Source organism: Burkholderia sp. BCC1638 (assembly GCF_902833195.1).
Taxonomy (GTDB): Bacteria; Pseudomonadota; Gammaproteobacteria; order Burkholderiales; family Burkholderiaceae; genus Burkholderia; species Burkholderia diffusa.
The window spans coordinates 1-21108 of record NZ_CADFEC010000050.1 but is presented as its reverse complement, the minus strand read 5'-3'; the positions used below and the strand labels follow the sequence as shown (position 1 = coordinate 21108).

At 66.4% G+C, this 21108-nt stretch carries 12 protein-coding genes and 1 pseudogene; 5 read left to right on the top strand and 8 right to left on the bottom strand.

The window, feature by feature from the left end; all coding sequences use genetic code 11:
- A pseudogene (locus tag HWX22_RS30355) lies at positions 1-117 on the bottom strand (IS5/IS1182 family transposase); the annotation flags it as partial.
- A 185-nt stretch (positions 118-302) separates the two neighbouring features.
- Between HWX22_RS30355 and HWX22_RS30350 the strand changes: the two are divergent.
- The gene (locus HWX22_RS30350; RefSeq protein WP_175916942.1) at positions 303-680 is read left to right on the top strand and encodes a hypothetical protein; all 378 of its coding nucleotides are present in this window, start codon (positions 303-305) and stop codon (positions 678-680) included.
- A gap of 214 nt (positions 681-894) precedes the next feature.
- Here the strand turns inward: HWX22_RS30350 and HWX22_RS30345 are convergent, their stop codons facing one another.
- Positions 895-1752, bottom strand: a complete 858-nt coding sequence (locus HWX22_RS30345; RefSeq protein WP_244135325.1) for a CoA ester lyase — start codon at positions 1750-1752, stop codon at positions 895-897.
- A gap of 611 nt (positions 1753-2363) precedes the next feature.
- Here HWX22_RS30345 and HWX22_RS30340 point away from each other — a divergent pair.
- Together HWX22_RS30340 and HWX22_RS30335 are read left to right on the top strand one after the other, a co-directional pair.
- Positions 2364-3671, top strand: coding sequence for a dicarboxylate/amino acid:cation symporter (locus tag HWX22_RS30340; protein WP_175916941.1), 1308 nt, complete (start codon positions 2364-2366; stop codon positions 3669-3671).
- A 13-nt stretch (positions 3672-3684) separates the two neighbouring features.
- Positions 3685-4626, top strand: a complete 942-nt coding sequence (locus HWX22_RS30335) for an amino acid ABC transporter substrate-binding protein (protein WP_175912197.1) — start codon at positions 3685-3687, stop codon at positions 4624-4626.
- Positions 4627-4712: 86 nt separating this feature from the next.
- Here the strand turns inward: HWX22_RS30335 and uvrA are convergent, their stop codons facing one another.
- The 6 genes from uvrA to HWX22_RS30305 form a co-directional block, all read right to left on the bottom strand.
- Positions 4713-10616, bottom strand: coding sequence for an excinuclease ABC subunit UvrA (gene uvrA, locus HWX22_RS30330; RefSeq protein WP_175912199.1), 5904 nt, complete (start codon positions 10614-10616; stop codon positions 4713-4715).
- Between the two features lie 203 nt (positions 10617-10819).
- Entirely contained in the window at positions 10820-12280 is a 1461-nt protein-coding gene (locus HWX22_RS30325) for an amino acid racemase (RefSeq protein WP_175912201.1), read from the bottom strand.
- On the bottom strand, positions 12277-13551 hold the full coding sequence (locus HWX22_RS30320) for a dicarboxylate/amino acid:cation symporter (RefSeq protein ID WP_175912203.1): 1275 nt from the start codon (positions 13549-13551) through the stop codon (positions 12277-12279). Before HWX22_RS30320 ends, HWX22_RS30325 begins: the two co-directional genes overlap by 4 nt.
- Before the next feature lie 182 nt (positions 13552-13733).
- Positions 13734-14648, bottom strand: a complete 915-nt coding sequence (locus tag HWX22_RS30315; RefSeq protein ID WP_175912205.1) for a LysR substrate-binding domain-containing protein — start codon at positions 14646-14648, stop codon at positions 13734-13736.
- Between the two features lie 198 nt (positions 14649-14846).
- A complete protein-coding gene (locus HWX22_RS30310) occupies positions 14847-15509 on the bottom strand; it encodes an OmpA family protein (protein WP_175912207.1) in 663 nt (220 codons plus the stop codon).
- Between the two features lie 125 nt (positions 15510-15634).
- Positions 15635-19630: a YadA-like family protein gene (locus tag HWX22_RS30305; protein ID WP_175916940.1), complete on the bottom strand. Its 3996-nt coding sequence runs from the start codon at positions 19628-19630 to the stop codon at positions 15635-15637.
- Between the two features lie 526 nt (positions 19631-20156).
- Between HWX22_RS30305 and HWX22_RS30300 the strand changes: the two genes are divergently transcribed.
- Together HWX22_RS30300 and HWX22_RS30295 are read left to right on the top strand one after the other, a co-directional pair.
- Positions 20157-20339 carry a hypothetical protein gene (locus HWX22_RS30300; protein ID WP_175912211.1) on the top strand — a complete coding sequence of 61 codons (183 nt, stop codon included), beginning with the start codon at positions 20157-20159 and terminating at the stop codon, positions 20337-20339.
- 450 nt (positions 20340-20789) lie between these two features.
- Complete coding sequence (locus HWX22_RS30295; RefSeq protein ID WP_175912182.1) at positions 20790-21050, top strand: hypothetical protein; 261 nt, start codon at positions 20790-20792, stop codon at positions 21048-21050.
- Positions 21051-21108: the final 58 nt, after the last annotated feature.

The window sequence follows — 21108 nt, the reverse complement described above, 5'->3', positions numbered from 1 at the left end:
CGTCAGCAATCGCGACCACGGCACGAGCTTCTCCATCTCTTCCAGGAAACGCTGGCGCCGAGTCATGCGCTTCTTGCCCGTGCTTTCCGCTTCCGCAAAGCTCATTTGCCGTTTCATCGTCGTGGACCCGTTCCGTGAACTATCTTCTACAACGTCCTCGGCTGCGTCAGCGATGACCACAGAGCCGGATAAATCAGTGTTTCCCTAGTACCTCCCTATCCAACACGTGAAACTCCGTGACGCGGCGCTCGCATCGTAGCCCCAGGTGGGCAACCTGCGCCAAAGCGGGCTGCGTTTATGCATTGACCGTTTTTGTGATCGGCTTCGCCTTCGGCGCGATTCGTGTCCTGCTGCTGGTGCGGCTCCTGGGAGAGGCGGCAGCGGTATCGCTCGAAGCGCCATTCATGCTTGCCGCGAGTTGGTACCTGTCGCGCTGGAGCGCGAAAAAACACGACATGCTGACCGACACCAACGAGGCGTTGCTGATGGGCGCGATCGCGCTGGCCATATTGACGTTTGCGGAGTGGTGCACGAGCTGGCTCCTGTTCAAAAGGACCGTGCTCGAGTACTTTGCCGGCTTTTGGTCGGTGCCCGGCGCGATCGGCCTCGCAAGCCAACTTTGCTTTGCAGGCTTTCCATTTCTGCAGGCGAGCGGTCACCGAATCGAATCGAGCAGGTGAACGCGATTGCCGCGTGGTTTTGAACGCCGTGCTTGCACATGCGAGGCCCGACGTCGCGCATGAGCAACGTCTCCGAATTTCCACAATAGGTTCGTTCATCGACTGGGTTGTCGAACTGATGAACGAACCTGCTTCGGTGGGCAGGCGATGAACGTGTGCGATGTCACCGGGAACGAGTCGCATCTCGTCCCGATGCCGGCAAGGTCGCGCTTTGTCATGCACGGGCCGCCCCCTCCGCTGCCGAGCTGACGGACGCGGCCAGCTCCGCAATGCGTGTCGCACGCAACAACACGGGCCGATCGACCATCTTCCCGTCGACCGTCACCACGCCGCCGTTCGCATCGCGCGTCGCGTCGAGCACGCGGCGCGCCCAGCGCACCTCATCCGCACTCGGTCGAAAGCACGTGTGCACGAATCTGATCTGCTTCGGATGAATGCACAGCTTCCCGCCGAATCCCAGTTGCCGTCCGTTCAACGCGTCGCGCTCGATCCGTTCCCCGTCATGAATATCCGGCGTCACCCCGTCGACCGGCGATTCGATCCCGGCGACGCGCGAAATCAACGTCAGCTGCGAGCGAAAGTGATTGAGCGAAACGCCATCATCCGACATACCCATGTCCACGATGAAATCGAGCGTGCCGAACAACAATCGTTCGACATGCGGTGCCTTTGCGACCTCAAGCGCATTCCACATGCCACGCGCTCTTTCGATCAGCGGATAGACCGGCACACGCCGGCGCGCAAGCGCAACGGCAGCGCACACATCATCCGCACGCTCGGCCTTCGGCAGCACGATACCGGCCACCCCGTTCAACGCGCCGAGCGCGGCATCTGCCTCGAACCACGGCGTGTTTCGTGCGTTGATTCGAACGAGCACCGGATGCCCGGGTGAAACCCACTGTGCTATCGCCTCGCGCGCGGCCACTTTGGCGTCCGGCTCGACCGCATCCTCGAGATCGATGATGACTGCATCGGCGCCGCTCGCGAGCGCCTTGTCGAACCGTTCAGGCTTGTTTCCCGGCACGAACAGGTATGACCGGGCATTCACGCGCACCGCCTCTTTCGCCGCGATGTCGACGCCCGTGTTATCCAACCCTACGCGGCCCTTCACGTCGTCATCGACCGTTCGTTCCACTGATTCTGCGATCTTCACGGGCGGCTCCTCCGTCGAGTCGTTGGCATCATCCGGTTTCGGAGGCCATTACACGAGGAAACCCGTCACGCGACAACTATCGATCAACTCTGCCGGTCATAGCCCGAACCTATTGCGCCGCGCATTTTTGAGCGCCGGCAAGAAGTCCTCCACGGCCACTCCTCTTCATTGCGCCCGCCTGCTTCCGAATGTTGTGCGCTGCATGAGTGACGGCATTCACCCGCGCAGCGATTCGAGGACCGCGCGGCCTTTCTCCGAAGCCTGAAGCCGGCGCGAAGCGCGCCGCCCACCGCGAAACCGCCGTCAGGATTCACCGGCCATCAGACGAGCCGTGTGCTGCTCCGCACAAATCGGATACCCGGTTGCGCCGGCCCCGTGCACCGCGGCGCCACCGGCGCAATCGTCGCCGGGCAATCGGTCGCGACACCGCGCTAGCGCAAACCCGCCCCCGGTTGCACTGTTCATCGCCGTTCGCGTCCTGTATTGTCCTTCCATCCCCGGTTGCGGAACCGGTGCATGGGAGGCTCACGATGCAGAAAAAGAACGCTGCAGCCGTCTGGATCCTGATCGCGATGGTGGCAGGCATCCTGATCGGCTACATGATCTACACGAGCTTTCCTGACAAAAAGGCCACCACCGAGATCGCCGGATACATCTCGCTCATCTCCGACGTGTTCCTGCGCCTGATCAAGATGGTGATCGGGCCGCTCGTCTTCTCCACGCTGGTCGTCGGCATCGCGCACATGGGCGACGCGGCATCGGTCGGGCGCGTGTTCGCGAAATCCATCGGCTGGTTCATCACCGCGTCGCTGATCTCGCTGCTGCTCGGGCTGTTCATGGCGAACCTGCTGCGGCCCGGCGACAACCTCGGCCTGCCGCTGCCGGACATCGGCGCTTCGGCGAATCTCGCGACGTCCAAGTTCACGCTCAAGGATTTCGTCGGCCACATGGTGCCGAGGTCGTTCGCCGAGGCGATGAGCAACAACGAGATCCTGCAGATCGTCGTGTTCTCGATGTTCTTCGGCGTGGCGCTCGCCGCGCTCGGTGAGCGCGGCAAGATCCTCGTGGCCGCGATCGACCAACTGTCGCACGTGATGCTCAAGATCACCGGCTACGTGATGAAGCTCGCGCCGCTCGCGGTGCTGGCGGCGATGGCCGCGACCGTCGCGGTCAACGGGCTGTCGGTGTTGCTGAAGTTCGCGGTGTTCATGGGCGATTTCTACGTGAGCCTGTTCCTGCTCTGGACGTTGCTCGTCTGTGCGGGGCTGCTGTTCCTCGGCCGCCGCGTATTCAAGCTGCTTGTGCTGATCAGGGAAGCGTTCATGCTGTCGTTCGCGACGGCCAGCTCGGAAGCCGCGTATCCGAAGATCCTCGACGCGCTCGACCGGTTCGGCGTCCGGCGCAGAATTTCGAGCTTCGTGATGCCGATGGGCTATTCGTTCAATCTCGACGGCTCGATGATGTACTGCACCTTCGCGGCGCTGTTCATCGCGCAGGCGTACAACATCCACCTGTCGCTCGGCACGCAGATCACGATGCTGCTGGTCCTGATGCTGACGTCGAAGGGGATGGCCGGCGTGCCGCGCGCGTCGCTCGTCGTGATCGCCGCCACGCTGCACCAGTTCGGGCTTCCCGAAGCCGGGCTGCTGCTGATCCTCGGCGTCGACACGTTCCTCGACATGGGCCGCTCGGCCACCAACGCGGTCGGCAATTCGATCGCCAGCGCCGTGGTCGCGAAGTGGGAAGGCCAGCTCATGTCGGAGGCGGAAGCCGAGGCCAACCTGGCGCGCATCGACGCGGAGCAGGAAGGGACGATCGCGCATCCGGCGGATGTCTGACGGAGGCCCCGCGATGAAGATGCAGCGATTCTGGCGTGCGCTCGCGCTCGCAGGCCTGCTTGCCGCGGGCGCGACCGCGCGCGCGGAAGATGCGCCGTCCACGACGCCGCGCGTCGAGCCGTTCGCGCCGGCTCAACTGACCGGCACGCTCGCGAAGGTGCGCAGCAGCGGCACGATCGCGATCGGCTATCGCGACGCGTCGATCCCGTTCTCGTACCTGAATGCGCGCAACCAGCCGATCGGTTATTCGATCGAGCTTTGCAAGGCGCTCGTGTCGTCGATCGAGGATGCGGTCAACAAGAGCCTGACGATCCGCTGGGTGCCGGTCACGGCCGACAACCGCATCGACGCGGTGGTCAACGGCACGGTCGATCTGGAATGCGGCTCCACGACGAGCAACCTGGAGCGCCAGAAGCGCGTGGCGTTCTCGCCGATCATCTTCGTGGCCGGCACGAAGGTGATGGTGAAGCGAGGCTCGCCGATCCGCTCGTTCCGCGATCTCGCGGGCAAAAAGGTCGCGGTGACCGCCGGCACGACCAACGAGAAGGCGCTGCGCGACCTGGACGCGCGGTTCAAGCTCGGGATCCAGCTGCAGGTGGTGCCGGACCATGCGCAGGGCTTCGCGCTCGTCGCGAACGGTCAAGCCGACGCGTTCGCGACGGACGACGTGCTGCTGTACGGCCTGATAGCCGAGAACGCGAGCAAGGGCGGCAAGTACGACGTGGTTGGCGATTTCCTGTCATATGACCCGTACGGAATCATGTTCCGCAAGGACGATCCGCAGCTCGCGCAGGTCGTGAAAAGCACGTTCGAGGAGTTGGCCGTCGACGGCGAGATCACGCGACAGTACAAGCGCTGGTTCCTGCGCCCGCTTCCGTCGGGCATGAGTCTCAACCTGCCGATGAGCCCGCAACTGGAGACCATCATCGAGACGATCGGCGTCAAGGGCGAATGAGATTGCGCGGCTGACCGCACGGATGCATGTAAAAGCGGCCCCGGTGTCTGAGCGGACACCGGGGCCGTTCACATGAAGCACCGCGTTCAACCGACCCGCGCTTCTCCCTGTCGCGCCGCGTCGCCGTCTTCCGTCGCCGTTCGCGCCAGCACGGGCTTCAGAGCGTGCCCGGTATGGCTCGCCCTCACCTGCGCGAGCCCTTCGGGCGGCGCCGCCGCGACGATCGTGCCGCCGCCCACGCCGCCTTCCGGGCCGAGATCGATGATCCAGTCGGCTTCCGCGATCACGTCGAGGTCGTGCTCGATCACGACCACGCTGTGCCCGCCGTCGACCAGCCGGTGCAGCACGCGGATCAGCTTCGCGACGTCGGCCATGTGCAGACCGACCGTCGGCTCGTCGAGCACGTAGAGCGTATGCGGCGCCTTCTGGCCGCGCCGCGTGATGTCGTCGCGCACCTTCGTGAGCTCGGTGACGAGCTTGATGCGCTGCGCCTCGCCGCCGGACAGCGTCGGCGACGGCTGGCCGAGCGTCAGGTAGCCGAGACCGACGTCCTTCATCAGCTGCAGCGGATGCGCGATGTTGGAAATCGGCGCGAAGAACTCCACGGCTTCGTCGATTTCCATCGTCAGCACGTCGCCGATGTTCCGGCCGCGCCACGTGACCGCGAGCGTCTCCGGATTGAAGCGCTGCCCGTGGCACACGTCGCACGGCACCTTCACGTCGGGCAGGAAGCTCATTCCGATCGTGCGCACGCCTTGCCCTTCGCAGGCCGGGCACCGCCCGTCGCCGGTGTTGAACGAGAAACGCGACGCCGTGTAGCCGCGCGCACGCGCTTCCAGCGTATCGGCGAACAGCTTGCGGATCGTGTCCCACACGCCAATGTAGGTGGCCGGGCACGAGCGCGGCGTCTTGCCGATCGGCGTCTGGTCGACTTCGAGCACGCGGTCGATCCGTTCCCAGCCGCTCAGCGACTCGCAGCCCTGCCACGCATGCGTGACGTTCAGCGACGGCCGCGGCGCGCTGCGCGCGAGCACGCTCGAGCGGCGGTTCGCGGCCGGCGCATCCTGCTGCGCGGCCTTGCGTGCGCGCCGCGTGGCCGGCGACGACAGCACCGAGCGGCCCACCGCATCGAGCAGGTTCGTCATCAGCACGTCGCGCGCGAGCGTCGACTTGCCCGAACCGCTGACGCCCGTCACCGCGACGAGCCGCGCGAGCGGAATGCCGACGGTGACGTCGCGCAGGTTGTGCAGCGTCGCGCCGTGCACGGTCAGCCAGCCCTCCGGCACCGCCGGCGCGCCCTGCTTGCCCGGCAGGCTCACCGCGCGGCGAGGTTGCAGCGGGTGCGTCATCGGATGCGCGAGCAGGCGCCCCGTCACCGAGTCCGGCCGCGCGGCCAGATCGGCGACCGCGCCCTCGGCGACCAGCGTGCCGCCGCGCTTGCCGGCGCCCGGGCCCACGTCGATGATGTGATCGGCGCGGCGAATCGTGTCCTCGTCGTGCTCGACGACGACGAGCGTGTTGCCCTTGTCGCCGAGCTTGCGCAGTGCATCCAGCAGGATCTGGTTGTCGCGCGGATGCAGGCCGATCGTCGGCTCGTCGAGCACGTAGCACACGCCTTGCAGGTTGCTGCCGAGCTGCGCCGCAAGCCGGATGCGCTGCGCTTCGCCGCCCGACAGGCTCGGCGCCGCGCGATCGAGGCTCAGGTAGCCGAGCCCGACTTCCTCGAGAAACGCGAGGCGGCTGCCGATCTCGCTGACGATGTCGCGCGCGATCTGCGCGTCGCGCCCCGTCAGCTCCAGCGCGTCGATCCAGCGGCGCGTATCGGACACCGTCCACTGCGCGACCTCGACGATCGGATGCGCATCGAACGTGACCGCACGCGCGGACGGGTTCAGGCGCGTGCCGCTGCAATCCGGGCACGGCTCGTTGCCGACGCCTTCCGGTTCCTGCTCGTCCGACGGCAGAGTCTGCTCGCGGCCGCGATCGTCCCCGGCGAGCACCGTGTCGTCATACGCGGCGCGCTGTTCGCGCGTGAGCGTGACGCCCGTGCCGACGCAGGTCGTGCACCAGCCGTGCTTGCTGTTGTACGAGAACATCCGCGGATCGAGTTCCGGGTAGCTCGTGCCGCACACCGGGCACGCGCGCTTGACCGACAGCACCTTGATCTCGCCGACGCGCGCGGTTGAGCGATCGTTCTGCATCGCGTGGTGCAGCCCGTCGAGCGGCGCGAGCAGGTGCATCACGCCCTTGCCGAGCTCGAGCGTCTCGTCGAGCACGCGCCGCAACTCGGCCTCGTTGTCTGGCGACACGACGATGTCGGCCACCGGCAATTCGATCGTGTGCTCGCGGAAGCGGTCGAGCTTCGGCCACGGATCGACCGTCACGAACTCGCCGTCGACGCGCAGATGCGTGCTGCCGCGCGCCTTCGCCCACTTCGCGAGATCGGTATACACACCCTTGCGGTTGACGACGAGCGGCGCGAGCAGCCCGACGTGCTCGCCGCGATGGTCGCGCAGCAACTGCGCGGCGATCGATTCGACGGTTTGCGACGTGACGGGCGTGCCGTCGTGGATGCAATGCTGCAGGCCGAGCTTCACGTACAGCAGCCGCAGGAAGTGCCAGACTTCGGACGTGGTCGCGACCGTGCTCTTGCGGCCGCCGCGCGACAGCCGCTGCTCGATCGCCACCGTCGGCGGAATGCCGTACACGGCGTCGACCTCCGGCCGCCCGGCCGGCTGCACGATCGAGCGCGCATACGCGTTCAGCGATTCGAGGTAGCGGCGCTGGCCTTCGTGGAACAGGATGTCGAACGCGAGCGTCGACTTGCCGGAACCCGACACGCCGGTGATCACGTTGAACTTGCCGTGCGGGATGTCGACGTCGAGCGCCTTCAGATTGTGCTCGCGCGCATTGACGATCCGCACGACGTCCTCGCCCTCGATCGCGCGCCGCTCGCGGGCGGCGTTCAGCACGGCCTGCAGCGGTACGCCTTCGTCGGCGAGCGCGGTTTCGCCGTCCATCGCGCGGTCGTACTGCAGCAGCGCGACGCCGGTATGCGATTGCGCGCATGCCTTCACGTCGTCGGGCGTGCCCGCGCACAGCACGAGGCCGCCGCCGTCGCCGCCCTCCGGACCGAGATCGATCAGCCAGTCGGCCGCGCGGATCACGTCGAGGTTGTGCTCGATCACGATCAGCGAATGGCCGGCCGCGAGCAGCTTGCCGAACGCCTGCATCAGCTTCGCGATGTCGTCGAAGTGCAGCCCGGTCGTCGGTTCGTCAAACATGAACAGCTTCGCACGCGCGATGCGCGCCTCCTCGCTCGCGACCCGGCGCCCGCCCGCGGCGGCCGCCGATTCGGCGAGGAAGCCGGCCAGCTTCAGCCGCTGCGCTTCGCCGCCGGACAGCGTCGGCACCGGCTGGCCGAGCTTCACGTATTCGAGGCCGACGTCGACGATCGGTTGCAGCACGCGCAGCACCTCGGCATCGGTCGCGAAGAACGCCGCCGCTTCGCTGACGGTCAGGTCGAGCACGTCGGCGATGTTCAGCGCGCGGCCGTCGCGCTCGATGCGCACTTCGAGAATCTCGGCGCGGTAGCGGCTGCCGTCGCAATCCGGGCAGCGCAGATAGACGTCGCTCAGGAACTGCATCTCGATGTGCTCGAAGCCCGAGCCGCCGCAGGTCGGGCAACGGCCGTCGCCCGAGTTGAAGCTGAACGTGCCGGCGCCGTAGCCGCGTTGCAGCGCGAGCGGCGCCTTCGCGAACAGCTTGCGGATCTCGTCGAACGCGCCGACGTAGCTGGCCGGGTTCGAACGCGTGGTCTTGCCGATCGGCGATTGATCGACGAACACGACGTCGCCGACCTGGTCGGCACCCGTGAGATTGCGGAACGCGCCAGGCGACTCGGTCGCCTTGCCGTGGTGGCGCGCCATCGCCGGATAGAGCACGTCCTGCAGCAGCGTCGACTTGCCGGAACCCGACACGCCCGTCACGCACACGAGCCGCTGCAGCGGAATCTCGACCGTCACGTCGCGCAGGTTGTGCTCGGTCGCGCCTTCGAGCACGATGCGCGGCGTGTTCGCGTCCACCGGGCGGCGCGCCCAGTTCGACGCATGCGCGACGTGCTTGCGGCCGCCGAGATACTCGCCCGTCAGCGTGTGCGCGGAACGGATGTCGCCCGGCGTGCCGTCGTAGACGATCGTGCCGCCGCGCTCGCCGGGGCCCGGACCCATGTCGATCAACCGGTCGGCCGCGAGCATCACCGACGGATCGTGCTCGACGACCACCAGCGTATTGCCCGCGTCGCGCAGCCGCTGCATCGCCTCGACGATCCGCGTGAGGTCGCGCGGATGCAGGCCGATGCTAGGCTCGTCGAGCACGAACAGCGTTTTGGTCAGCGACGTGCCGAGCGCCGTGGTCAGGTTGATCCGCTGCACCTCGCCGCCCGACAGCGTGCGGCTTTGCCGGTCGAGCGTCAGGTAGCCGAGCCCCACGTCGCACAGGTATTTGAGGCGCGTGCGCACCTCGGCGAGCAGCAGCTTCAGGGCATCGTCGAGCAGCGCGCTCGGCAGCGTGATCTCGTCGAAGAAGCGGCGAATGCGCTCGATCGGCAGCAGCATCAGGTCGTGCACCGTCAGGCCCGGCAGCGCCTCGAGCTGTGCGCGCGTCCAGTCGACGCCGCGCGGCATGAAGCGATTCGCGGGCGCGAGCACCGTATCGGCGTTCGCCTTCGAGCCGAGCCGCCACTGCAGCGATTCGGTCTTCAGGCGCGCGCCGCCGCAGACCTCGCACGGCGTGTAGCTGCGGTACTTCGACAGCAGCACGCGGATATGCATCTTGTACGCTTTCGATTCGAGATAGCCGAAGAAGCGTTTCACGCCGTACCACTGGCTCTGCCACTTGCCGTTCCAGTCCGGCGAGCCGTTGATCACCCAGTCGCGCTCGGCGTCGGTCAGGTCGGACCACGGCGTATCGCGGCGGATGTCCGCCTTCGCCGCGTAGCGCATCAGGTCGTCCTGGCACTCCTTCCATGCGGGCGTCTGCATCGGCTTGATCGCGCCGCCGCGCAGCGTCTTGCGCGCGTCGGGAATCACCAGGCCGAGATCGACGCCGATCACGCGGCCGAAGCCGCGGCAGGTCTCGCATGCGCCGTATGCCGAGTTGAACGAGAACAGCGCCGCTTGCGGCTCCGCGTAGCGCAGGTCGCTGTCGGGGTCGTGCAGCCCGGTGGAGAAACGCCACACCTGCGGCTCAACGGGCGCAGCAAGCGCGTTTTCCGCTTCCGGCGCGAGCACGTAGACGTTCACGCGGCCGCCGCCGCGCTTCAGCGACGCCTCGATCGCCTCGACCACGCGCACCTTGTCGGCCTGCTGCACGCGGAAACGGTCGGCCACCACGTCGAGCAGCTTGCGCGGGCCCGTGGGCGACGCGACTTCGCGCTGCGCCTGCACGCGCGTGTAGCCGCTCGCGGACAGCCACTGCGCGACTTCATCCTCGGACGCGCTTTCCGGCAGCTCGACCGGGAACGTGACGACGACGCGCGGATCGTCGGCGCGCGAGCGCTCGACGAGTTCCGCGTAGATCGTCTCGGGCGTGTCGTGCCGCACCTGCCGCGCGGTCTGGCGGTCGAACAGCTCGGCCGCGCGCGCGTACAGCAGCTTCAGGTGATCGTTGAGCTCCGTCATCGTGCCGACGGTCGAGCGCGAACTGCGGACCGGGTTGGTCTGGTCGATCGCGATCGCGGGCGGCACGCCGTCGACGCGCTCGACCTGCGGGCGGTCCATCCGGTCGAGGAACTGCCGCGCATACGCGCTGAACGTCTCGACGTAGCGCCGCTGGCCTTCCGCGTACAGCGTGTCGAACACGAGGCTCGACTTGCCTGAGCCCGACGGCCCGGTGACGACCGTCATTTCGCCGGTGCGCAGGTCGAGATCGAGGTTCTTGAGGTTGTGCTGACGTGCTCCGCGAATGCGGATCAGATTGCTGGATGACAATTTGCCTGCCCGTCTGAGTGAGTTAGCCGGAATTCACGGTGCCGGAACGCTGCGGCGGATGCCCGCAGGCGCGGCGCACGTGCCGCACGGGTCATGCCCGCGCCGCTCGAGTTCGCCGGATACTATACTGTATATTCATACAGTTTTCCACGAGCAGGCGGGGCAACACGATCCGTCGGTGTCGGCCACGGGCTCGATGCGCTTCAGCCGCCACCCGCCGTCGCATGGGCGACGCACGTGCGGGCGAGCACGTCGGTCGGGTCGACGAGCGTCGCCCGACACCCGTTCCGCGCGACATATTCACCGCCCGGAAGCAGAATCGGCAGTTCGGTGCAGCCGAGCACGATCACCCTCACGCCCTCGGCCATCAGCGCCTCGACGGCGGCACCGATATCTTCCCGGCACTCCCCGGTCGTGAAGCCGGCCTTGACGCCCTGCCTCCCGTAAATCGCTTCCATCACGCGCGCCTGCAACGCGGGCTTCGGCGCGACTTGCCGGAGCCCTTGCGACGCCAGCGCCTTCTCGTAGACGCCGCTTTCGATCGTGCCGGTCGTCGCGAGCACGCCGACCTCCTTCAGCGCCGGATACGTGTCGCGCAGGTGAGCAACCGTGACCGTCAGCATGTTGACGATCGGAATGCCGAGGTACGGCTGAATCCGCTCGACGAATGCATGCGCGGTGTTGCACGGAATCGCGATGAGGTCGGCATCGCCGTCCTCGAGCTTCTTGCAGGTCGCGTACAACGAGATCGTCGGGTCCGCGCCGGTGCCCACCAGGTTCTCGGTGCGATCGGGAATCTGCGGATTCTGTTCGACCAGCAGCTTGACGTGCTCCTGATCGCGCGCCGCCGGCGTGTTGCGCACGATCTTGTCCAGGAAATCGACCGTCGCGGCCGGCCCGACGCCGCCGACCACGCCGATCTTGAACGTCGCCGCGCGCGCCCCCGACTGCCCGGTCACCGCGTACTGCGCATACGCCAGGTTCGAATCCACGAGCGGCACGCGCTGCGGACCGATTTCATCCGCGACCAGCGCGATCTCGGTCAGGCCGGGAACGATGACCTGCACGCCCTGATCGGCGAGATCCGCGCACGCGCGGCGCAACAGCTCGACCGGCCGGCCGCGAAGATTGCCGCGCTTGATGCCGTCGGCGCCGTAGATGGCTTCGGTCACGAGGTCGATCCCTTCGTGCATCCGCGGATGCACGATTTCGAACCGAGGCGACGGGAAATACGCGTCGAAGAGTCGCTTGTCCCGCACGTAGTCGGACGCCAGCACGCCGATGCGCGTCGCGTCGGGATACTTGCGCCGCACGTGGCTACGCACGGCCTCGACGATATCCACGATCGGCAGGCGCGTATTCGCCTTCAGCTCGTCGATGAACGTATGACTCAGGAAGCACGGCAGCACGACCGTCGTCACGCCGCGCTTCTCGAACGCGCGAATCATGTCGAACACGTACAGCTTGCGTTCGATCGTCGCCGCGCTGCCCGATCCCGAGCCCTTGAACGGGTATTGCTCGAAAATCATTTCGGCGTGCTCCTCGTCGGACGACGCAGGCGTCGCCTTCACCATCTTGAAGAACACGTCGGCGCTCCCCAGCGGCCCGAGACCGCCGACGACGCCGAATTTCCGCCGTGCATTCACGATATCCGCGTCCATCATGCGTTCAGCTCCGGCTGCTCGAATACGGCGTCTTGCGATTTCGCGGACCGCCGGCTCTCCCACTTCGCGATCACCGCCGTCGCGACGCTGTTGCCGATCACGTTCGTCATCGTGCGGCCCATGTCGAGGATCTGGTCGATCGCGAGAACCATCGCGACGCCGGCCACCGGCAGATGGAACATCGGCGCGACCGCCGCGACCACGACCACCGAGCCGCGCGGCACGCTCGCCATCCCCTTGCTGCTCAACATCAGCACCAGCAACATGAACACCTGCTCCGACAGCGGCATGTGCACGCCGAACGCCTGCGCGATGAAGATGGCGGCAAACGCCTGATACATCATCGAGCCGTCGAGGTTGAACGCGTAACCGAGCGGCAGCGTGAAGCCCACCACCTTCTTGTCGACGCCGAACCGTTCGAGCTGCTCGGTCAGGCGCGGATAGGCGGCCTCGCTGCTGGCGGTTGAGAACGCGATCAGCGCGGGTTCGCGCACGGCCTTCAGCAGGCTCCCGACGCGCCGTCCGAGAAACGCGTAGCCGACGCCGATCAGGATCGCCCACAGGACGAGCAGGCCGAGATAGAACGCGCCGATCAGCTTCCCATACGTGTAGATCACATCGAGCCCGCGCAGCGTGACCGACGACGCGATCGCGCCGAACACGCCGAGCGGCGCCGCGCGCATCACGTAGTTCGTCAGGCGCAGCATCACCGGCACCATCCCGTCGATCGACCGGATCACGACGCCGACCCGCTTGTCGTGCTTCAGCGCACTCAGCGCGATGCCGAGGAAGACCGAGAACACCAGGATCTGCAGGATGTCGTTGCGCGCCATCGCGTCGAGCAGGCTGGTCGGGAACGCATGCGTGATCACGTCCCGGGCGTTCAGTGCGGCGGTGTTCAGCCCGGTGCCGACCTCGCCCGCGCCCGCCGTGAGGTTCAGGCCGGCGCCAGGCTGCAGCGCATTGGCCATGACGAGGCCGAGGCTCAACGAAATCAGCGACGCGCAGACGAACCACCCGATCGAGCGCAGGCCGATGCGGCCGACGTCTTCGCCGCTGTCCATGCCGGCGAGGCCGGACACGAGCGTCACGAACACCAGCGGCGCGATGATCATCTTGATCAGGCGCAGGAAGATGTCGGTGACGATCGAGAAATAGCCGGCGATCGTCTTGAGCGTGGCCGGGTCCGCGATATTGGCGTGACACGCATAGCCGGCGACGACGCCGAGGATCATGCCGACTGCGATGCTGAAGGTAAGGCGATTTTTCATGTCCATTCGTCCTGGGATGGCACCCGGCCGTGGCAATGCGGCGAGCGCTGCGAAGAAGGCCGTGCGACGCGGATCACGCGTCACATGTGCCGTTGGAACGAATGGTAGGGACGGTCGAAAAAAACGTGATGCCGGTGCAACATGGCGGTATGCGAGTCCCGCATAAGGCGGGAAAACCCTGCTCAGCCGAGGCGGGAAGGCGCCGCGCGCAGGTGCTGCCAGAGCGTGTCGAGGAATTCGCTGCGATTGGACACGTCGCGATACACGCGCAGTTCGATTTCCAGGTTCCACACCGCCGGGCCTGCCGGCACGAGGTCGCCGACCGCCAGTTCGGCGGCGATCGCGCTGCGGGGCAGCCACGCGACGCCCTCGCCCTCCATCACGAGCTTCTTCAGTACCTCGGCCATGTCGGATTCGTAATGCAACTGCAAGGCCGGCGCGTCCGGCGCACGGCCGAGCAGCAGCGCGAGACACCGGCCGAAATAGCTGGTTTCCGTATAGGAAATCAGCGGCAGCGGATTCTGCTTCGTGCCGGGAAGCCGGAACGCCGGCGCCGATCGCCGGTTCGGCCGGCACGCCGGCATCAACGTGTCGATGCCGACGGTCAGGTGCTCGTACTTCGCCGGATCGAGATGGAGCGGAAGCTCGGGATGGTGGTACGCGAACATCAACTCGCAGTTGCCGTTGACGAGCATCAGGATCGAGTCGTGGACATTGGTCGGAATGACGCGCGCCCGCACTTCGCCGAAATGCGGGGCGAGCGCCTTGAGCCAGGCCGGCAGGAAACTCAGCGCGATCGTATGGCCCGCGGCGATCTGCAGGCTCTTGCCGCCGATCCGCTGCTCGGTGCGGATGATGGCGCGCGTGTCGTAAAGGCGGCTGAGCACGTCCTCGGCCGTTTCGCGAAACAGGCGCCCCGCCGGCGTCAGCACCGGCGGAAAGCTGCTGCGGTCGATCAGTTCGGCGCCGATCCATTGCTCGAGCGACTGGATGCGGCGGCTGAAGCCCGATTGCGTGACGTTGCGGAATTCAGCCGCGCGGGAAAAGCTTTGGTATTGCGCGAGCGCGAGGAAATCCTCGATCCATTTGATTTCCATGGTGGCCTTGGAGAGTCGCGGGTGGAGCGGTTTGCTCGCCACCGACGTGATGGCGAAGCGCGTGCCGACGGACGCCTCCATTGTATGTGCTCGATTCGGCAGCGGTTCCTGCCTCCTCGGCCCATTTCCGCGACAGGCGCCGCTGCCGCGAGCGAGCCATCCGGTTTCGACGGCCACGCCCGCGGCAACCCGCGCGCCTTACCTCTGCAACGAGATTTCCACCCGGCGATTGCGCGCCCGTCCCTCGGCCGTATCGTTCGAGGCGGCCGGATCGGCTTCGCCGTGCCCGGTCGCGTCAAACGAATCCGCCTTCAGCCCGCGCTCTCGCAAATACGCGGCGACCGCATCGGCGCGGTGCTTCGACAGCGTCTGGTTGTGCGCATCCGGGCCGGTCGCATCGGTATAGCCGTCCACTTCGACACGCGAGAAATGCCTGTCGCCTTGCCGGTTCAGCAACGTGTCGAGCTCCGCACGCGCGGCCGGCGAGAGCACCGCGGAGTCGGTCGCGAAGTACGCATCGCCGGTGAGGCTCACTTTTTCGACCGGGGCGGGTGCCGGCGCAACGGCCGCGGCGGCCGGCACGGGTGCCGCGCCGCACTGGAACGCGATCGAGTGCGGATCGGCGCCGTCGCGGAACGGCGTCGTGGAATCGACCAGGCGCACGGGGTCATTGCCGCACATGCGCGTTGCGACCTTCATGCAGGTCTTCGCGGTCGACAGGATGCCGTGGCAGTCGACCTGGAACGTCCGGATACCGTTTCGCGACTGCAGTTCGTATGCGTTGTACGTCGGCCCCGACGCGCTCGAACAGGCTGCGAGGGACACGACGGACGCCAGCAAGGCAAGATGGATGTTTTTCACTTGAGGACTCCGAAAATGCGTTGGGCACGGCGCTTGCGGCGCGATGGCGCGGCCGCATGCGCATGCGTTTGCGTTCGGCGCGATCCGCTCCGGCAACGCGTGCCGGAACGAACCGCCGCGCGCGATCACTTCCACTGATACAGCATGCCCGCGCCGACGACGCGCTGGCTGCCGGCGAAACCGCCGTTCAGCGTCGCCTTCAGGTTCTCCGTGATGCGCGCCTGCATGCCGACCGCCATGGCCTTCTGGCCCTGGAACGACGCCGTGCCGACACCCATCGCGAAGTTCGAATCGCGGTCCATGTGCGGGATCGACGCCATCGCGGCGGTCGCGGCGATCCCCTCGCGCGCCATCGAATCGGTCTGCTGGATCTGCTGCTGCATCTGCGTGAGTTGGGTGTTAACCGTGTTCAGCGACTGCGTGAACTGGTTCGATACCGCATTCAGCTGGTTCACGTTCACCGCGTCGGTGCCCTGCGTGCCCGCCGCGACGTTGACGACTTGCCGCGCCGAATCCGCCGAGCCGACCGCGACGACGTTCGAGCGGCCGCCGTCGTTGCTGCCCGCGCCGACCGCCGCCGAATTGCTGCCCGACGAAGTCGCCCCGACGCCGATCGCGGTCGAGCCGCTGCCGGACGCCGTCGACCCGTTGCCGACGGCCGTGCTGTTCGAACCGGAAGCCACCGCGCCCGAGCCGCCGGCCGACGAGTTCGAGCCTGACGGCCCCGGCGGCACGTTGCCGCCGGACGGGTTCGACGTGTAGGAACCGCCGAGGTTGGTCGTGCGCTTGTCGATGAGCGTCGTCAGCTGGTTCGCGACCGAGTCGAGCTGCGACACGTTCACCGCGTCCGTGCCGTTCTTGCCGGCGGCGAGCCCGGTGATCTGCCGGTTGCCGACGTTCACTTCGCCGGCCGACGACTGCGGGCTGCTCAGGCCGTACGCGACATAGTTCGTCAGCGCGCCGACCGTGGTCAGCGAACCGGCGCCCAGCGCGACGCTGTTGGCGAACGTCGCCGACGCGCCTGCGCCGAGCGCGAGGGCGTCGGTCGCGTTGCTGTGCGCACCGGAACCGAGCGCGACGCTGCCCACGCTGACCGCCGCCGCATTCGCGCCCTGCGCGACGGACTGCGCGCCGGTCGCCGTCGCGCCGCTGCCGAGTGCGATCGCGTCGGCCTGCGCGGAACTCGCCGCCTGCCCGATCGCGATCCCGCCCGGCGCGGTCGCATCGACGATCGCGCCGTTGCCGATGCCGACGCCGTTGTCGCCGTTGACGACCGTCGTCGGCCCCACCGCGACCGATTCCGCGCCGACGGCGAGCGAATCCGCCGCCGTCGAATTCGCGTGGAAGTATTTCTGGCCCGTGACCGCGAACGACTGCAATGCGCCGGCAAGCTGCCGCACCGTGACCGCGTCTTGCTGGCCCGTGCCGTCCGCGACGTTGGTGATCTGGCGATACGTCCTGCTGGTCGCGTCGCCGACCGACACCGCGCCGAGCAGCGTCTGGTCCGTCGTGTTGAACGGGATCGACGCGGTGCCGTTGCGGATGGTCCCGGACGCCGGCACCGTAGCGCGGTCGGCCACCGAGCCCGAGCCGAGCGCGATGCTGCCGTCGACCCGCGAAATGGCATTCGGCCCGATCGCCACGCTGTCGACGCCGAGCGCCTGGCTGTCCGGCGCGGTCGAGTTCGCGTGGAAGTACTTGATGCCGTGCGCGTTGATGTTGTCGACCGCGGAACCGACGTTGTTGTTGATCGTCGTCGAGCCGTCGCTGTTGTACGTCACGTACGACGGCGCCGAGATCGTGCCGGTCGTCGGATCGTAAGTGGCCCCGCCGCCGATCGCGCCGGCCGTGCTGTTGCCGAGGTTGGTGTTGTTGTTCACGATGGAGCTCAAGCCCGTCGACAGCGAACTGATGCCCGTCGACGTGGCGGTCGACAGCGACGTCAGGTTGCTGTTCGTGCTCGACAGGCCGGTCGACAGCGAGCCGATGGTGGTCGACGTCGAGGTCGACAGCGACGTGATTGCGCTGTTCGTCGAGCTCAGGCCCGTCGACAGTGAACCGATGCTCGTCGAGGTGGCGGTCGACAGCGAGGTCAGATTGCTGTTCGTCGAACTCAAGCCGGTGGACAGAGAACCGGCGACGGTCGAAGTCGACGTCGACAGCGACGTGATCGTACTGTTGGTCGAACTCAGGCCGGTCGACAACGAGCTGATGCCCGTCGACGTGGAGGTCGACAGGGACGCGACAGAACTGTTTGTCGAGCTCAGGCCCGTGGAAAGCGAACTGATACCGGTCGAGGTCGACGTGGACAACGACGTGATCGCGCTGTTCGCCGACGACAAGCCCGTCGACGTGGAGGTCGACAAGGACGTGATGCTCGACAGCGTCGACGTCGACAGCGACGTCACCGCCTGGTTCGTCGCATCGAGCTGCGACCCGTTGATCGCGTCCGTGCTCGACGAACTGATCCGCCCGGCCGCGACGTTGGTGATCTGACGCTCGCTGCCCGCCGCGCCGACGCTGACGACGCTGGTCGGATTGATGCCGTTGAAGCTGTACGTGACGCCGCCGATCGTCGCGGACGCCGTCGGATTCGGCGCGGCTGTCACCGAGCCGGAACCGAGCGCGACATCGTTGGCGTTGTTCGCCACTGCCGACGCGCCGAACGCCACCGCGCCCGCCGCTGCCGCCGTCGACGTATTGCCGAGCGCGAGGGAGCCGACGCCCTGCGCGTTGTTCGAATTGCCGATCGCCACCGCGCCGTTGCCGTTCGCGGTGTTGTTCGAGCCCATCGTCACCGCGCCAGTGCCGATCGCGGTGCTCGGATCGCCGATGGCGACCGCGCCGTTGCCGCTCACGGTCTGGCCTTCGCCGAGCGCGACGGCGCCGGTGCCGCTCAGGACCTGCGAGTTGTTCCCGCCGGCGATCGAGCCCGCGCCCGCCGCCGCCGCGACGGAGTTGCTGGCGCCGATTGCGACCGTGGCACCCGCCGCCGCCACGCTATTGATGCCGATCGCCGTCGCATTCACGGCAGACGCCGTCGCGCCGGCGCCCAGTGCGGTGCCCGATATGCCCGTCGCGAGCGCGAGATTGCCGAGCGCGACGCCGAACTGCTGCGTCGCGGTCGATTGCACACCCATCGCGATCGAGCTGAGGCCCGACGCATTCGCGTTCGTGCCGAACGCCAGCGCATTGTCGGCGCCCGCCGAGGTATTCGAGCCCATCGCGATCGAACTGGTGCCGAGCGATTGCGCGCCCGACCCCGGCACGCCTGCCGTGCCGCCCCAGCCGATCGCAATCGACGACGTGCCCTTCGCGCCGCTGTTCACGCCCACGGCCACGGCCGAATTGCCGGAAGCGAGCGAGCCGCTGCCCACGGCAACCCCGGCCGCGCCCGAACTCGTCGACTGATTCCCGAGCGAGACGGAGCCCGTATTCGTGGCGTTTGACGAAAAACCGAGCGCGACGGCTTGCGTCCCCGACGCGACCGATCCGAGACCGAGCGCGGCCGCGTATTGACCGGAGGCCGTCGCATTGTTCCCGAGCCCGATCGCGGACACGCCGATCGCCGACGCACCGCTGCCGATCGCCACCGAGCCGCTTTGGGTCGAGCTCGACAGATTGCCGATCGCGACCGAATAGTTGCCGGATCCGATCGCCTGCACGCCCATCGCCACGCTGTTGACGCCGGTTGCCTGAGAATTGATGCCGACGGATGTCGAACCGTCGGCAATGGCGTGCGCGCCCGGGCCGATCGCCGTGGCTGAAACGCCCGTCGCCGTGGACAGGTTGCCGAACGCGGTGGAATTCACCTGCGTGGCGACCGAACCGTTGCCGACGGCAATCGAACTCGCGCCGCCGGTCGCGGAGCCGCCCCCCGCCGAATACTGCGCGTGGGCGCCTGCCTGGAACAAGCCGAGATACGCGGCCGCGACCAGCGTCGCGATTCGCCGCGGCGACAGCCCCGCCAGCACTGTCGTGCCAGCGCCAGCGTCCGGTGCCGCATGCGCATCCGCACTTCTCGATGACGCCACGCGCTTGCCGCGCGCGCGATCGAGCTCGGACGCCGCGACCCACGCCCCCAATGCTTCGTTCCAGATCGACTTGAACGACTTGTTCATCTCGTTTTCCCTCGGTTTTCGTGTGCTGAATCACGCGACAGCGAATGCGACGGCAAACGAAGCGCGCATCCACGCACGCGCGCTCGTCACCTCGCCTCGCTCCGTTACTTCACTTCGTACGGCTAACTTGATTGCGAACGGCCCCGCACGACACTCGCGACCGCTGTCGCGATCGCACGACCGCACACCGCTCGTGCCAATCGGACACGCGGCGCGGCGACGATCGCGGGTTATCGACTGATCGACGCCGACATCGCTGGGCCAGGCGACGGCACGACGCGCCCCGCGCCCACGAAACGAACGCGTGCGGACACCGTCGCGCCGGACCCGCGGCGACGTCGAATCTCATGAGGAGGCGTCGTTCAGACGCCGGATGGAAGCAGCCGGCCTGACCTGCAGACCGGCCGCCCTGGTTCATTCGGGAGGCGGATGCCGCCGTGCGGCCCCGGGGGTTGACGCATGCGCCGCAGGATCGCGAACGCTGACAGCCGACACCGGTTCGAGCGAACCGGTGCGTTGATCTGCCATGCCTTTGATGTTCATGTCTTCTCGTGCCTGTCTGATCGACAGCGGTATCGCGCGACCGCCGTTCGAAGAATCGAACTGCCCGGCGATCGACGCGCACCCGCTCACCCCTTTTTACATCCAGGCCACCGCCGGACATTCCGGATTTCCGGAAAAACCGCCGACTGACCGGATGACCCCTTAATTCCATTTATCGACTGACTTTCTTTGACGATTTCTTGTTGCTTGATGTGTCAAACTCGCATCGACTTCTGCATTCACCGATGCACCTTGTTACATCGGCACATTCGAAGAATGATGAAGCTTTTATTACCCTCGTGCCGGTCTCCGTCACACAGCTGCAATCCCGAAATATGAGATTGACAGCATGCAATGTCACATTGAATATTGCGCCCAAAAAAGGCGGCGATAGCAAAACGTTTGCGTTGAATTCGCTGGTCGTCCAGAACCGATTCCATCCGCCTCCAGCCTAGTGTGCCGGGGTTCGTCAGAACATACCTTTTCCCGGGCGGAAAAATGCTTTTCCAGAGCGGACGATATTTACATTCATACAATCCCGCCGGGCTGAAAATTTAAATATGAAAGTAATTTCACCCGCCACCGATAAGATTTTTCATTACGAGGCAATGAATTGATGAAATCGACCAGCACCGAATTCGGGTATGGCAACGACATAATTCGTTCAAAATCATTATTCGGGCCACGCCATTTTTATAAAGAATCACACGGCAATAAAAACCGATATCCGATCAGCAATCAGGAAAGTTTTTCCGCTCCCTTTTTCGTCGAACCGTTCGGAGCGGCCATGCGCCCGCTCAGCCATGTCAGGGCGGTTTCAAGGGCGAAGTGCAACACCTCGCGGGTTACTGAACAGGAGCGCGATCCGTGGGGTTAGCCAGAATCTGAGCAAGGATTTCCAGAGGCGTGTGCCAGTTCAGCGTGGCCCGCGGACG

Excerpts from the sequence above, each read along its gene's own strand:
- HWX22_RS30340 (WP_175916941.1), top strand. The coding sequence starts at position 2,364 with ATGCAGAAAAAGAACGCTGCAGCCGTCTGGATCCTGATCGCGATGGTG.
- HWX22_RS30335 (WP_175912197.1), top strand. The coding sequence starts at position 3,685 with ATGAAGATGCAGCGATTCTGGCGTGCGCTCGCGCTCGCAGGCCTGCTT.
- HWX22_RS30325 (WP_175912201.1), bottom strand. The coding sequence starts at position 12,280 with ATGATGGACGCGGATATCGTGAATGCACGGCGGAAATTCGGCGTCGTC.
- HWX22_RS30320 (WP_175912203.1), bottom strand. The coding sequence starts at position 13,551 with ATGAAAAATCGCCTTACCTTCAGCATCGCAGTCGGCATGATCCTCGGC.
- HWX22_RS30315 (WP_175912205.1), bottom strand. The coding sequence starts at position 14,648 with ATGGAAATCAAATGGATCGAGGATTTCCTCGCGCTCGCGCAATACCAA.
- HWX22_RS30305 (WP_175916940.1), bottom strand. The coding sequence starts at position 19,630 with ATGAACAAGTCGTTCAAGTCGATCTGGAACGAAGCATTGGGGGCGTGG.
- HWX22_RS30300 (WP_175912211.1), top strand. The coding sequence starts at position 20,157 with ATGCCTTTGATGTTCATGTCTTCTCGTGCCTGTCTGATCGACAGCGGT.
- HWX22_RS30295 (WP_175912182.1), top strand. The coding sequence starts at position 20,790 with ATGAAATCGACCAGCACCGAATTCGGGTATGGCAACGACATAATTCGT.